Source organism: Desulfomonilaceae bacterium, from assembly GCA_041662605.1.
In the GTDB taxonomy this organism is placed as follows: Bacteria; Desulfobacterota; Desulfomonilia; order Desulfomonilales; family Desulfomonilaceae; genus CAJBEZ01.
Genome location: JBAZSD010000005.1, coordinates 138,586 through 153,711, shown reverse-complemented (window position 1 = coordinate 153,711; position 15,126 = coordinate 138,586). Strand labels below are relative to the sequence as shown.

Below are 15,126 nucleotides of genomic sequence, written 5' to 3'. Positions count from 1 at the left end.
AATGGAAGCCTCTGTTCTTTACAACGTGCCTCACGACATACCCTGGAAGGTATTTATTCCGTTATATTTCTATTTTACCGGATTGAGCGCCGGTTCATTCATACTATCGACATTGTCGACAGTATTTGGGATAAAGCGTTTCAAACCAATGGCGCTGCCTGCCGCCATTATTTCTTTTCTTTTGCTCCTGCTTGCTCCGGCCTGTCTAATCGTGGATTTGCAACAGCCCACACGATTTTGGCACACATTAGTCCCGGAATATTTCAATCCTACATCAGCGCTATCTTATGGTTCCTGGTTGTTGACCCTTTATCCAATTGCAAACCTCGTTTACATATATTTCATTTACGTCAAGAATGATCGAGTAACGAAAATTATTGGGACTATAACAGTTCCTCTCGCGATTTTCGTTCATGCTTACACCGGATTCGCTTTCGCTCTGGTCAGGGCTAGAGCTTGGTGGCATTCTGCGTTGATGCCTGGATTCTTCCTTACCTCCGCTCTCTTATCGGGTATCGCTCTTTTGGTCATTGTAGCGATGATTATGGATCGACTGAGATCTGAAAAGCTTGAGCTTGATTTGTACAAGAGCTTGCGGATCATGATGATAGGCATTCTACTGACCGATCTTTTCTGGACAGGCAGTTTTTGGCTAACGCTTCTCGTCTCGAATTCAGATGGACATGCGTCAATATTGTTAGCGCTCCATGAAAATTTTTATCTTTGGGGAGAAATTTTTGCCGGTATGCTTGTTCCGCTGGCAATACTCGTTTACCCTGGAACCGGCAACAATAAAATCTGGTTGTCATTCGCTTCAGTATTAATAATTTGTGGCGTTTTTCTGATGAGATACTCGGTAGTTTTCATTGGCTTTGACATTCCCTTGAGTTAGAGGCTGTTCTTAAAAAGCGATTATGTCCAAAATAACACGTAGAGATTTTATACGAATTGCGTCCCTCATGGGGGGAGCGTCATTGTTCGTCGGATGTTCTCTCCTGGATGACCACACTCAGGTTCCGGAGTACATTAAAGGGGCTCCAGCGGTTGATCCTGTGGAGACTTTGTTGGGGGTGGAGACAAAATACTCCGTATGCGATCTCTGTTCCGGCTCGTGCGGGATCAGCCTCCGAATAGCGCAAGGCTCTTTAGTCAAGATAGGAGGAAACCCTTACCACCCAGTGTCAACAGCCATGCCGGCGACATTCGCGACGCCTCTGAATGAGGCGTTGAAATTGGGCGGCTCTGTTTGCGCTGTTGGTTCCAGTGGGGTTCAGACGTTGTATGATCCTTTCAGGATCCAAAAACCTCTCAAACGCGTGGGAGCAAGAGGATCCGGCAAATGGACGGCGATTAACTGGGATCAAGCGATCAGTGAAATCGCTGAAGGTGGAAACATTTTTGGAGAAGGATCTGTTGATGGACTCAAAAGGATCAAGGACTCCGGAGATGGGCCTACATTGCTGACTGGTAGAGTGGACTGGGGTTCGTTAGTTTTTCTCGAGAATTTCCTTTCTCAGTTCCCTAGAGCAACGATGGCTCGCACAAAAGATGTAATAGTTCAGGACGAAGCCCGTCGAGTCGTGCAGTCGGTGTTTGCAAGCAAATCCGGCTCACTGGACGCTGACTACACAAATGCTGGTTTCTTGCTTTCCTTTGGCCTGGCGCCATTGGATTCCGGACGACCAATAGTTTCCATGGCACGCCAAATAGCTAATTCCCGGCTGGAGTCCCCGTGCATGGCATGGGTGGTTGTCGATCCGAGGCTTTCAACTTCCGCGTCCAAAGCTGATCATTGGGTCCCAATATTCCCGGGAACTGATGACAAATTGGCTATAGCTGTGGCCAAAGCGTTATTTGAAAAACATTCGGAATCTTTGAAACAGCCAGATGAGGAACTCCATTCATTAACCGGCAAGTATTCGTTTGAGGAACTGGCTGCTGGTTGCGGAGTCAAGCAGAGCGATATTTTCATCATTGCAGACCTGATGTCCAAGGCTGGTCCAAAATCGGCAGCTCTTTGTGGAGAAAGCATTCTACAACAGCCAAACGGCGCTCAGACCTGCAGATTGATACTTGCGCTTAATTCTCTGGTCGGTTCGACACCTGGATCAGGAGGTTTACTAAGTCCTGATAATGATCTACTAGATGACCTGAGATTATCCCTGTTGGGGTCAGAAACGCCAAAGTTTGAAATATCGCAACTACCTGCTGAAAATCGTAGCCTTATCATGTGGCAGGCTGATCCTGTTTATTTCGAGCAGGATAAAACCGCAAAGCTTCTGTCGGACAGAAAAGTTAATCCTCTATTCGTTTCTATTGACAAGACAATTACCCAAACCTCAGCCTATGCGGATTATATTCTTCCAGATACAACTTATCTTGAACGATGGGACATTTGCTCGCTACCTCCATCAATTAACAGACCTGGATTCGGCGCGCGTTCGCCGGTTGTAGGAGGTTTAGAGCCTGAATCCGGTCGTTATTTTCCTATTTTCAGCGATAACCTGATAATGGAAGATATCTTGATAAGGCTAGGATCCTCATTGAATTTGCCCTATTCCGCGCGGGACAAAGATGGCAGGCTGCCAAATTCCTGGCAATTTTATCAAAAGGCCTTTTTAGCCGCAGCGAATCATATTGGCCGCAAATACGAGATTTCCGGCCAAACAACGTCAGGCGCTGTCAATGACATAATCGACCGTGGGGGTATTTTCCCGAGCGCCAAGACTAAAATTCCCTTCAGTCCATCCTCCACTCCGGGGCAACCTACAGTGAAAAAGTCCTGGACGGCAAACCCCGAGATTAATCAGGCTTCTTCGGGAGAGGATTTGATTCTGGTTGAGTATACTTTACCTTTTCACAGATCTCCCAGATCGGGTATCAACTCCTGGCTTCTTGAAATCCTTCCCGAGAACAGGCTCGTCATAAATCCGCAAGACGCCGCCAAACTCAAAATAAAACAAGGCGCTGAACTGATCGTACAAACATCGGTTTCAAAGGCTTCCGCTAGAGTAAGGGCTTTTGTGGCGCCGGGCATACGCCCGGGTGTCGTCGCTCTTGCAAATGGCTTTGGTTACAAGGGATCAGGGTCTGTTCAGAATTCGATAGACGCTTTGCAAACTCCTGTCGACAAGACTAGAGGAATCGGAGCCAATCCCGCTGTTTTTACCGGCCCATATCCTATTAGAGTCAAAGTAAACAAAGCATAGAGGCTCTGGCTTCAATTTCAAACTCTCAGTTGGAAAATCCTGTTTATGGTATAAAAACTGCTTTCTTTGATAATTTTCTATCCTTAGATAATCTCGCCAACACAGTTAACCAAAACATATAATCCTATACATTATATTTTATACATATCATTTTCATTTGACATGATATATTATCTTTGTTACTAGATTTTCTCAGATTTTACGATGGGGTAATCTATGTTCTCGTTAAAACTGAGAAGGGCCGGTATTTCCGTCAAGATTCCGAATCATACTCTTCTTTATGGTATCGTGGTGGCGGTTTTGGGTTCATTCATTACTTTAGGCGCAGCAACACGCCTGTACGAGTTGAAGGAATTTTTCCCGCTAAGGCTACCCGATCAAATCAACGAATTTCTCCTGAATTACGTTCCTTTCATGTTCGGAGTCTTTGTCACGACAGTGGCCGCATGCGCGGGTGTAATCGTAGGGTTGAACTGGTTCTTTGGGGGGCTCAAGAGGATTTTCAGGCTAAAACTGAATTTTCAAAATCCGAGAGATTTTTATAGACTCAATGAGGTGACTGAGGGTCTCAGGGAAGGTAAGATCAGTACATACGATTCCGCTCCTTCCATAATTTTTTATTTTTTGGGTAAAGTCTGGTCAAACGCCAGATATATATCCCAAATACCGGGCCACATAATCAAATGGAACATGAAATTTATTTGGAAAGCGGTCGCTGTCGGAATAGTAATTCATTTTTTCTTCAAAATACTTCAATCAGCCCCTGAATACCTGTCTTCACTTGGACTTGGAACGGATTATTTGCTTCCTTCGCCGTATCCTTTCTACAAGCTCCTTGTTGTTGTTTGCGCTTTGAAGCTGTTGATATCGCTCTTGCTAATACCGTTGAAAAAGCCCGAAGCAGTGAGAGAAATGGATTCAATGATTGTGGAAGGTAAGGGGCATCCTTCTTTGTTTTTCTCGGTTATTGAGGAAGGTTCCAGGATTTTTTCTCACAAAGGGCTACCCAACAGGGTGATGAGATCAAAATCTTTTAAGGCCGCAGACGGGGAAACCACAATTGGAAGCCTTATAGAAAGTTTCCCTGAATATGTCAAAACATCCAATAGAGTTGCAGCCTTGTTGAGTCTAATGCTGGGCTCGGTAATGTGCCTGGTGGGCTTTCTTCAACTGATATTAATGCAATATCCAAGTTTTTCAGTCGCGTATAATGATTTTTTCCGGATCTACATGTTCACGGCCTTGGTAGACATATTGCTGAATACTTTGATCATAATGTTTGGAAAGAGCTTCCTGGACCAGGCTCAAGCGCTCATGGCGGTTTATCGTTTCAAGTCAAACTTGGTTTATGTGGAGGCCAAGGGAGATTTTGACATTGAGGGCCAAAGCAAGGCCAAGAATAAAAAAGCCAATGGGTTGGAATTTGATCCTCTTAGGGAAGGCGCATTTAATGTGCGTTATTTTTCCGCAGAAGCGACATCCGAATCCGTTACTCCAGAAGGCCCACGCGAGTTAATCAGCTTGGGGGCTTCTGAAAACCTTACCAAGGAAGTTACGAATCTGAAGTATCTGCCGTTTCAGGTACAGTTTGTCGAGCGTTACCCGAGTTCGTGGTCCGAGCTTGAAGTCATAGAAGAGAGTGATCCGGTTTCCGTAGAGCAGCAGGACACGGACATTGAATCTGTTTTACCAGAGCAGAACTCGACAATTGGCGTTAACGTATGAGAAGATTTTGCGGACCGTGTTTTCTGCTCCCTGTGTTATGTGTTCTGACAGGGGGGCTTGATCTAACTTGGGCCCAAACACAGGCGATGTGGTGGTTAAACGAACACCGTGGGCTTTTGCGACCTCAACCGCAAATTGCTCACAAATACCGAAACACCTCAAGTAGGACCGAAGATCTATCTGGGATGGTGAAGTCGCTTGGCGGGAATGATGTCCATATTGCTGTCATTAAAGAAGCAAGTCGTGAATTTGAGGTTGATCCGATTTTTATAGCTTCAGTGGTTAGCGTTGAATCGAGTTTTAGACCTAGAGTTAAGTCTTCAATAGGCGCTAAAGGCCTGATGCAGATACGTGCCGTAGTTATTAACACACTGGGGGTCACAGATCCTTGGAATTCTTATGAAAATATTATGGCTGGTACGGCCTATTTGAGGCATTGTTTTGAAAGATACGCAAAACATAGGCATTCGACGTTTCTCGCTCTAGCCGCTTATAATGTAGGACCAAATAGACCTAGTCGGCTTTTACGCTCTCCGGCTGCCAAACGTTTTGTAAAAAAAGTCTTAACCATTTATAATCATTATACCGCGGCTCCAATACCGCTGAAGCGAGAACTTTTGGTAAGGCTCGATAGACCCCGATATTAACAGGAATACGACAGAGAAAATGTTGATCCAATTCCTGTTTTGATTTCGTAACAGTTGAATATTCAAGACGTCTCATGAACAAAATCTAAAAATTTGATCCGAGACGGTTTTTTCATTAAACTTATTTTGTAGTTTTTCGCTCCCGTTTTGACCGCAAGAGGTGGACAGATGAAACTTCCAGCGTTTAGATTAGCCCTTTCATTGTTATTTTTGGTCGCCCTGCTTTCGGCTCAGACCTGCTTTGCAGAGGATTATCTTGTGATAAAGAAAAAAAGTGGCCCTACTCAGAAAGTTCCACTCAATTTTCCTCCTGACCAAATCGAATCCTTCCAGGTAGAATCGGGCCCTAAAGCTCCACCTTCAGAAGCAGGTCCATCGCAACAGACCCCTGGTAGTCCAGGCAAAGGAACGCAAACACCGGCTGTGACTTCTGATGAACAATCGATCGGTAGTTCCCGATCTTCTGTGGTTCCACAGGAACCGCAACCAGTTAAGAAAGGGACTATCACCCAGCAGGGTCCATCAGTGTCTGGGCCAACTCGGCAAATCGGTCCCGGTCAGGAAAAGACAACTCCCTTCAAACCATATGATCAGTTAGAAAGCCAATCACCGGGACCTACAGAAAAAAGACCGGCCGTAACCCCAGGGCCCAAAATGCCTGGTTCCGGTCAGGTTTCGCCTTCGAGTTCCAATTTCACCGTCAGCGTATATAAATTACCTGAAAACATCATAGCGCTCCCCGATTTTAGCGCTTTCAAGCCTTTAGAAGTCCTTTCCACTGACCGCATTGATCTGGATCCAGCTAAAGGAGAAAACGAGCCTTCAGGCCTCCCGGAAAAACTCGATGACGTTGGTATGCGTTTTATAGGCACTTTCATTGTGTCTGGAGAGGGATTGTTTCGCTGGCGAGTACAATCGAAAGATGGAGCGCGGCTCCATATTGACGACAAAACCCTTATTGAAAATGATGGCACTCACCAACCCACATCCAAGGATGGTTTTGTTCATCTAGCTGAAGGTGTTCATTCCATAATACTTGATAGTTTCAATTCGAAAGGGTCTCCTTTCCTCAAATTATTCGTCCAACCTCCAATCGGGCAAGAGCAACTCTTTTCGATAAGTCAAGGGCTGGTAGGCTGGAAAGAACCCGCAAAACCCTATGATGTGTTGTGGGGGCACGTATACTTTGTTCCTCAAGGTAACTATCCCGAAGGACCGGATTTTAACAAACTAAACCCGATTGGTCGTTTAATAGGTCCTCAACTGGATATTGCTGGAGGATCTTTCCCTGGTATTCCCGGCCGAAACGATATGATTGGGATAAAATATCAGGGTTTCTTCAATGTTGAGGGAGCCGGTATTTTTGCCTTTAGACTCGTTTCCGACAATTTTGCCAAGCTCATGATTGGAAAAAATCCAATCGTCGAGATGAACAAGGGATCAAAAAATGACCAGGGCACAGTTGGATGGGCCTTTTTGCAACAGGGAAGTTATCCGATTGTGCTTGACTATTTCCATCCTTCTGGTGAACCGAAACTTCAACTATTCGTGACTCAGCCAACCAAACCTGAGGAGCTTTTTTCTCCAGCTCAGACTCTAGAGGGTTTTGCGCCGGATAGCGGAAAGCTCAATCTGATACCGGCTTTTGTGTATTTTCTTCCTCCTAACACAAAAAAGATGCCTAATTTCAACAAAATGTCTCCAGCCGGAATGTTTTTCACAAAATCGATTGATTATCCTGTTGACCGTGGAACCAAAGAGTTTCCTGGAATTCCAAAACGCGAAGACTGGTTTGGTATAAGGTTTTACGTCAAATTTTCCTTGTCGGACAAAGAAGCTGGAACGTATAAATTCAGAGTTGTATGTAAGGACGCAGCGCGTTTGATTATCGGTAAAAAGATGGTCCTAAACGCCGAAGGTTCAGGACAGAAATCAGCCACGCACTCTGGAAGCGCTGAACTTGGCGCAGGCAGTCACGAGATGTTCCTTGATTATTTACAGACAACGGGTAATGATGGCCTCCAATTGTTCATAACGCCCCCAGGCGGAGAAGAAAAAATCTTTTCCTTCGAATAAAAATCTCAACTCAAATAGTTCAAGTTGTTTGCCTCATCTCACTCTTGGCCATGGACTCAGGCTCGGGAGTGAGATGAGTCTATAGGCAACGTTCATTTTGGGAAACTGGCTCCTCTAATACTGCACTGACACAAGACACAACCCTTGAGGCGGAGCTGTGAGCCCTGATTTTGATCTGTCGCAAGAAGCTAAAATACCTTGAAAATCGCGAACTGTGATTTTGCCCAACCCTACCTGAATAAGAGTCCCAACTAAAGATCTCACCATGTAACGCAAGAAACCCGATCCACAGATTGTGAACACCAGCATGTGATCTTCATGTCCCTTTTCCCATCCGGCTTGATAGATTTCCCGGACTGTCGAAGTTGTCCCGGAAGTCGGGGAGCCAAAAGAGACAAAATCATGAGCGCCGATCAGGTAGTGAGACGCCTCATCCAGCTTTGAGACGCTGAGGGACCGACTGACGCGCCACGAAAACCTTTGTTTTAAAGGAGCCCGAGATTCTTGATTAAGTATCTGATACTGATAGATCTTGGAAATAGCCGAATGCCTTGCGTGAAAATAGGCATCGGCCTCCGACAAATCTTTTATACAAATATCTTCTGGAAGAATGGAATTGAGGGCTTTTTGAAAATTACCAACTGGATGCTTCCAGGAAGCAATCAAATGCGCTACCTGACCGCTTGCATGAACCCCAGCGTCTGTCCGACCGGCTCCGTAAACCGGTATTCTTATGTGAAAAATCTTCTCCAGGGCTCGCTCAAGTTCTCCCTGAACCGTTGGCTGGTCCGGTTGAAATTGCCACCCATGATAATTGCTGCCATCGTATTCTACAATGGTTTTGAATTTTTTCGGCATGTCTCGTTAGAGCTATGAAAATTTGCCAAAGACTAATTTTTATGTGTGATTATATCCAGGAAGTACTGATGGATTCGCTTGTCATTGGTTAATTCAGGATGAAACGACGTGGCTAAAAGATTGCCTTGACGAATCGCTACTTTTGAACCGTCCTCCAGTTCACATAACACCTGAACCCCAGATCCTACTTTTAATACCTTTGGGGCCCTTATGAAGATTCCCCTGAAAGAACCGCCCGGCAAATCCTTTATTTTGAGGTCTTCTTCAAAACTTTCTATCTGACGTCCGAATGCGTTTCTTTCTACAACCATATCGACGAGACCTAAGATAGGCTGGTCTGTACCGACATCTGTCGCCATTAAGACCAAACCCCCGCACGTTCCCCAGATAGGAAATGATTTTCCAAACGTGCGAATTGGGTCAATCAAGTTGAAATCTACCGCCAGTTTACCGATAGTTGTGCTTTCACCGCCTGGAATCACCAAACCATCGATTTCTGCTAGTTGGGATGGCAACCTTATTTCAAGAACTTCCACGCCTAGAGTTTTGAAGCAGACACAGTGTTCTTCAAAATCCCCTTGTAGGGCTAAAACTCCTACCTTCATTAAATCATTACCATCCGCGTCCTGCCAGTCTTTCGTTTTCAGGCAACTGAGATACGCCTATCCCTACCATCGCCTCGCCGAGACCTTTACTCACCTCGGCCAATATTTTTGGATCATTGAAATGAGTTACCGCCTTAACAATCGCACGGGCACGGGCCGCCGGATTACCGCTCTTGAAAATGCCTGAACCTACAAAAACCCCATCTACTCCTAACTGCATCATTAAAGCAGCGTCGGCAGGAGTAGCAACACCACCGGCCGCGAAGTTGACCACAGACATTCGTCCATTTTGCGCTGTTTCTTTCACAAGCGCTAGAGGAGCCCCTATTTCTTTGGCGTAGGAGGCCAGTTCATCTTCACGCATTGAGCTTATGCGTCTGATTTCACCTATTACCGATCGCGCATGCCTCACCGCTTCCACCACATCACCGGTTCCCGCTTCCCCTTTGGTCCTGATCATGGCTGCGCCTTCAGCTATCCTACGGAGAGCTTCTCCCAAGTTGCGACACCCACAAACAAAAGGGACGTTGAACTTGGTTTTGTCTATGTGGTTTTGTTCATCGGCAGGAGTCAGCACTTCACTCTCATCTATATAATCCACACCAATTGCTTCTAGAATCTGGGCTTCCACAAAATGACCTATCCGGCACTTTGCCATTACTGGAATGGTGACCGATTCCATAATTTGCAGAATAAGTCCCGGGTCGCTCATACGGGCAACACCGCCATGAACTCTTATATCTGCGGGAACCCGTTCCAACGCCATGACTGCGCATGCCCCCGCTTCTTCGGCTATTCTGGCGTGCTCCGGAGTGACAACATCCATAATCACTCCGCCTTTGAGCATCTGAGCGTGTCCACGTTTTACCGTCTCTGTTCCTTTTTCCATAAACTTTCTCCGACTGTTAAGCAGTTTAGCTAACTACATGTATTAGTTCTTACAATAACAAATATATTCACGCGCCGCACCCATAAGAGATACCTTCTAAAAGCTTAGGGGTTTCTCCTGCGACGTCAATTCTTCGTTTAGATACCTAAGTCCCTATTTCTGTTCCTGAATCTTTTTGATTTCCGCTACTACGAAATTTTTGAATGAATCGTCAACTTTCATTAAAGCAGCCCACTCCTTATCAAGGTCTGAGGGCTTGATCTTGCAAATCCAGCCTTCGCCATAAGGATCAGAGTTAATTTTTTCCGGCTCATCCTCCAATGATGAATTTACTTCCAGTATCTCTCCTGAAACTACTGCGTATATGCGCCCTACCCATTTTCCGGATTCTATCGAACCGTAGGGCTTGCCCTGGGTCAGTACATCGCCTTCTTCCGGAAGATCCACGAAAGTGATCTCACCCGCCTGTTTAGAAATAAATTCACCGGCGCCCGTAATTATGACTTCGCCTTCCTTTTTGGCCCAGTAATGATTTTTTTCAAACTTCAACTCGTCGGGAAAAGTATAGCCTTCGAATTCCATTTTGACCTCCTAAAGGTCGAACCAAAACTCAAACTACTCCCAAATTATTGGGAGAGTGAATAACAAGATAATAAATTATAGTATTCAGCCCTCTAGAATTTTCAAGAGGCCTGAAGGTTTGACCCTGTTGAGTTTGAAACCCAACTCTTCGGATGTCATACCTAGAGCGAGTCCCAAGACTTGAGGATAGTAAACTACCGGTGTCTTGAGGTCAAGACCAGTAGCTTTCGCTATTTTTTTCTGCTGTCCTTCATACATTACATTACAAAAAGGGCAAACCAGAACTAGGGCGTGCGCCCCTGTTTTAGATACGTCTTCGAGCTTCCTTGCCGCCATCGCGTTGGCCACTTCTTCAGACATGCCTAACAAACCTCCCCCACAGCAATCAAGTAGTGAAGGATAGTTCACAACGCTGGCTCCCGTAGCGGCTATCATTTCCGCAAGAGTTCTCGGGGTTTCAGCCGAGTCAAAACCAACATTGAGTTCTGACGGCTTTAGATAATGGCACCCATAATGCGGCGCCAGCGCAATTCCAGTCAGAGGCCTGACTACAGCCTTACGAATTCCTTCAACCCCAATATCTTCCCAAAGCATTCGCATGAAATTTCTTACTTTGACTTTACCCTCAACACGCAGCCCTATCGGCTTTAACCTCTGATTAATTTTTTCCCTGATTTCGAGATCAGTAGCTACTTGATGGGCGACCTCGCTCAATGTGCCGGAACAAGCGTTACAAAGAGCTACAATGTCAAGACCCTTCTTTTCGGCCAGCGCTAGATTTCTTGCCGCAGTAACAAGAGAGTCCTCGACACTTAAGGATTTGAGAGGAAATCCGCAGCAACCAAACTCTTCAAGATCATAAAAAGTTATCCCTAACGCCCTGGCGGTCAGCCTGGCTGAAACCTCGTAGTTCAAGTTTCTTATTGGAACTGTGCAACCTAGATACAGAAGGGCTTCCATAAAAGAATTCCTGTTCAAAAATTACGAAGTCTACGTTGTGACGTTTCTTTCATTTGTCTGTTCCGAATTCTGGTCCGGCAATAACGCGTCAAAGTCTTCAGGATGCTCTGCAATCACAGGCAAGCCAAATTTCAGACGTTTTTCATTCTCGAATTCTCCAACTTCATAAAGTCTTCCATGTTTTTTCAGAAAGGAACGTTGCGCAGTCAATCCTGGTGGCACACACGCTTCCTTAGCCGCCAGATTTTTTATAGCGTAAATCAATTCTGTAAAACGCACATTTTGCGGACATACTTCCTGACAATTGTAGCACGAAGAACATAACCAAATAAAATCACTCTCCAGGACTTCTTTTTTCATTCCAAGGAGAACCATTCTTATAATTTTTTTGGGATCATATCGTTTTTCTAATGGTTGGACAGGACAAGCCGCTGTACAGGCTTTGCAGGCAAAACAGGCCTTCAAGCCTTCACCTCCTGGTTGTTCAGCAACGTGATGTTTGAATTCTGGATCCAATTCATTGAGATTGATTTTACTCATGATCCTGTTCCCTTGTTCAGGCTAGTAAACCAAACATGGCGCTAACGCTGGATCTATTTTTGCATTCGAGTTATTGCTTCCACTATCCGGTCTGGGGTGTTGCCCGCGAGGTAGACGAACTCAATTTTGACTTTGTCCATCCCCACAGATTGGAGTGTCTGAACCATCTGAGCAACCCTGGATTCTGCTAGTGCAGAGCCATAAATGGACGCGCAGTTCCCTTTAAAACATCCGGCGACGATAATTCCTTTCACTCCTTCCTGAAGGGCTCCTAACATCATGATTGGGCTTAGGGACCCCGCGCAGGGCAGAGGAATTATTTCTACATCCGTCAAGAACTCCGAATTGATTTTGGAAGCCGCCTGCAACCCAGAATGTGAACAGACGAACAATTTCAGAGGCGCAGGTTTACGTTCTTCGATCATTACAGCATTCGCAGGCCGCATTTCTATGGCGGCCATCGGACACTCCACCACGCAAACACCGCAGCTTTTGCAGGATATGGGATCAACTTCGGGTCTGACGTCAAAGCCGATCGCTCCATGTGGACACAATCTCACGCAAGTCAGACAAAACGTGCATTTGTTTCGATCAACAAAGGCTGTTTCTTTGATGATCAAACTGGACAATTCCGGTAACGCTTTAAGAATTGATACTCTGACAGCGTCTACATCGGCTTTTAAGGATCGTTGATCAAAAACACCTCTGGCCGGACCAACCGCAAATACCCCGGCTTTTTGGGTTTCAACCCCGTTAAATCTTGTCGATTCCGGCTGCAAATAAGGGACTGAAGCCAGCCAGGACGGAATCATCTCCAGGATCGGCCTGATAGAGGGCGACGGCCCAAGTATTTCGTCAAGGACCATTAGATCAGGAGTTAATTCCATTTCCTCTTTTAATAGAGGCTCAACAAATTCTATTACCGGTTCTTTGTTTCTAAGAGAAATTTGTGGATCATCACAGTCGAATTTGAAAAACACCACACCCCGCCTACGATGATCCCTGTACCATGCGTCAAGTCCTTCCGACGAGACTTTAAGGTTATTCACAAAAACATATGATTGAACCTGGTCAAACATTTCAAGCCGATCCAGAATCGAAAGAAGCTCCTCAGACTGACTAATTTCCGAAGAAACCTTTAAGTCGAAAAAAAAAGCTACATGCAGCCAAGGACCCTTTCGTTCCGGCAATTTTCCACCTGAATCCAAATGTTTCCTAAAGGCCGAAAGGCTCCATACCTTGTCTGAATCGGCCAGTGAAAATAGGTGGTTCTTCGATGCTCTAAACGCTGGTTGCGCGGCAACAATAAACCAGAACCTGCTAATATATCGATCATTCGATTCCTGGATACAAACATCAAAGTTTCCAATAAATCCAGATGATGAAAGAATTGAGCCCTGAATAATCTCGATTCCTGAATCTTTAGGAATTGTTTCGCCAGGCGGGATTAAGAGTGTTGAAGGGACCCCATCTCGTCTCAGGAGTTCAGCTATTCGTATCCCGAATTCATCACCGCCCAGGATCAAAGCTTTAGCCGAAGCTTTTTCACGGGACTTGTATTCTCCTCTGAGGAAAACGGATTCTGTGACCCGTTGACTCACTTGAATTCTCCCCTTTTCGTCCTATCTAGATATCTCTTGATTTGAGACGCCGCCAAAATTGCTTGCGAAACGCAATTGGTTATGGATTTGGGGCCTTGAGCGGTTCCTGCGACAAAAATCCCAGGATGCCCTGCAGCTACGTCTTGATCATCAGAACCTATAAACCCTTCACGGTTTTTCCACATTGCAGGAAAATTTCGTGGAAAATTTGGATCCGCAGGTCTGATTCCAATGCTCAACACGATCATATCAAATGGAACTGTTTGCTTGACGTCGTCATTGCCTTGATAGACAATTTCCGGCTTTCCGTTTTCCCCGGCTCGTATCTCTGATGGCATGGACCGAATGAACGTCATATCTTTGGCCGCTCGTCTCATGGTTTCATCAAAGTGTCTTTCAAATGTTTGGATATCCATATAAAAAATTGTGATTTCCAAATCAGGGTATCTGCTTTTCAGTAAACGAGCCAGTCTGACTGAAACACCACAACAGATTTGGGAGCAGTAATTTGCCCCGGATTTGGGGTCGCGGCTTCCCACACACTGGACAAACGCTATGGATTTTAGCTCTTCTTGATTCAGGACCGGTTGAAAATTGTTGCTCCGCAATAAAGAGTCTATTTCCAGAGTAGTAAAAACACCGGGGGTTCTTTGGAATCCCAGCCTTGGTTTTTGTGACGCGTCAAAAGGAGTAAAACCACTGCAAACAGCTATAGACGATGTTTCTATTTCTATGTCTCGGCTCTCCTGTAAGTCCACGGCCCCTTGAGGGCAAATTTGAGCGCAGGCCTCACAATGAATACCTAAAGCGTTTATGCATTTTTCGCTCGAAAGATATAGTTTCGAATCAAAAGCAGTATGAAAAAGCGCTCGATCTACAGGACAAACCTTCTTGCACAAACCACAGTTATCGCATTTCTCATTAATAACCTTGGACTGCCCCTGAAAAACCAGGGTCTTAAACTTCCCATGAACTTCATCAAAAGAATCAATTCGTGAATTGACGAGAAGAGGCAAATTATTTATACGGGACAACCTACTGAGATAATCTTCTAAGAGACAGGCTCCGCATTTCTGGCACGCGTCGGTCGCCTTGCACGTAAATTGGGAAACATGTCCCCCGAGGAAGGGGGCTTTCTCGACAAGAATTGAATCAACCCCCAGACATGACAGTTCCCATGCTAAACTCAACCCTGTAATTCCACCACCTACTATGAGTACTTCTTTTTTCATGTCCCTCGAAAAGCTCTTCCCAATCTTTTGTCCAAATTTTGCTATATATTAACCTATAGTACAAGAGACGTTCATATCAAACAAAAATTACTCTATTGAAAACGAACTCGCCTATTCGCCTAATTTCGCGGATGATCATTGCAACCGAATTACTTCAACTCATTTACAAAATCGTCTAATTAATGCTAATTTGGGTGGTAAA

Annotated in this window: 13 protein-coding genes; 5 read left to right on the top strand and 8 right to left on the bottom strand. The window is 45.2% G+C overall.

What is annotated here, in order from left to right:
• Window position 1: 1 nt before the first annotated feature.
• The 5 genes from nrfD (at window position 2) to WC647_06105 (ending at window position 7,657) form a co-directional block, all read left to right on the top strand.
• On the top strand, window positions 2–892 hold the full coding sequence (nrfD, locus tag WC647_06125) for an NrfD/PsrC family molybdoenzyme membrane anchor subunit (protein ID MFA6221873.1): 891 nt from the start codon (window positions 2–4) through the stop codon (window positions 890–892).
• Between the two features lie 22 nt (window positions 893–914).
• Window positions 915–3,209, top strand: a complete 2,295-nt coding sequence (locus tag WC647_06120; protein ID MFA6221872.1) for a molybdopterin-dependent oxidoreductase — start codon at window positions 915–917, stop codon at window positions 3,207–3,209.
• A gap of 216 nt (window positions 3,210–3,425) precedes the next feature.
• The gene (locus WC647_06115) at window positions 3,426–4,934 is read left to right on the top strand and encodes a hypothetical protein (protein MFA6221871.1); all 1,509 of its coding nucleotides are present in this window, start codon (window positions 3,426–3,428) and stop codon (window positions 4,932–4,934) included.
• A complete protein-coding gene (locus WC647_06110) occupies window positions 4,931–5,581 on the top strand; it encodes a transglycosylase SLT domain-containing protein (GenBank protein ID MFA6221870.1) in 651 nt (216 codons plus the stop codon). Before WC647_06115 ends, WC647_06110 begins: the two co-directional genes overlap by 4 nt.
• A 168-nt stretch (window positions 5,582–5,749) precedes the next feature.
• Window positions 5,750–7,657: a PA14 domain-containing protein gene (locus WC647_06105; protein MFA6221869.1), complete on the top strand. Its 1,908-nt coding sequence runs from the start codon at window positions 5,750–5,752 to the stop codon at window positions 7,655–7,657.
• 114 nt (window positions 7,658–7,771) lie between these two features.
• Here WC647_06105 and truA read toward each other — a convergent pair whose 3' ends face one another.
• The 8 genes from truA to WC647_06065 form a co-directional block, all read right to left on the bottom strand.
• A complete protein-coding gene (gene truA / locus WC647_06100) occupies window positions 7,772–8,515 on the bottom strand; it encodes a tRNA pseudouridine(38-40) synthase TruA (protein MFA6221868.1) in 744 nt (247 codons plus the stop codon).
• Window positions 8,516–8,547: 32 nt separating this feature from the next.
• Window positions 8,548–9,120, bottom strand: coding sequence for a pyridoxal 5'-phosphate synthase glutaminase subunit PdxT (gene pdxT / locus WC647_06095; GenBank protein MFA6221867.1), 573 nt, complete (start codon window positions 9,118–9,120; stop codon window positions 8,548–8,550).
• A 7-nt stretch (window positions 9,121–9,127) separates the two neighbouring features.
• On the bottom strand, window positions 9,128–10,009 hold the full coding sequence (pdxS, locus tag WC647_06090) for a pyridoxal 5'-phosphate synthase lyase subunit PdxS (GenBank protein MFA6221866.1): 882 nt from the start codon (window positions 10,007–10,009) through the stop codon (window positions 9,128–9,130).
• 153 nt (window positions 10,010–10,162) lie between these two features.
• Window positions 10,163–10,591 (bottom strand): glycine cleavage system protein GcvH, encoded by a 429-nt coding sequence (gene gcvH / locus WC647_06085; GenBank protein MFA6221865.1) that lies wholly within the window; start codon window positions 10,589–10,591, stop codon window positions 10,163–10,165.
• Between the two features lie 84 nt (window positions 10,592–10,675).
• Entirely contained in the window at window positions 10,676–11,551 is an 876-nt protein-coding gene (locus WC647_06080) for a CoB--CoM heterodisulfide reductase iron-sulfur subunit B family protein (GenBank protein ID MFA6221864.1), read from the bottom strand.
• Between the two features lie 30 nt (window positions 11,552–11,581).
• Complete coding sequence (locus tag WC647_06075) at window positions 11,582–12,091, bottom strand: 4Fe-4S dicluster domain-containing protein (GenBank protein MFA6221863.1); 510 nt, start codon at window positions 12,089–12,091, stop codon at window positions 11,582–11,584.
• A 53-nt stretch (window positions 12,092–12,144) separates the two neighbouring features.
• Window positions 12,145–13,692 carry a hydrogenase iron-sulfur subunit gene (locus tag WC647_06070; protein ID MFA6221862.1) on the bottom strand — a complete coding sequence of 516 codons (1,548 nt, stop codon included), beginning with the start codon at window positions 13,690–13,692 and terminating at the stop codon, window positions 12,145–12,147.
• A complete protein-coding gene (locus WC647_06065) occupies window positions 13,689–14,924 on the bottom strand; it encodes an FAD-dependent oxidoreductase (protein ID MFA6221861.1) in 1,236 nt (411 codons plus the stop codon). Before WC647_06065 ends, WC647_06070 begins: the two co-directional genes overlap by 4 nt.
• Window positions 14,925–15,126 lie beyond the last annotated feature (202 nt).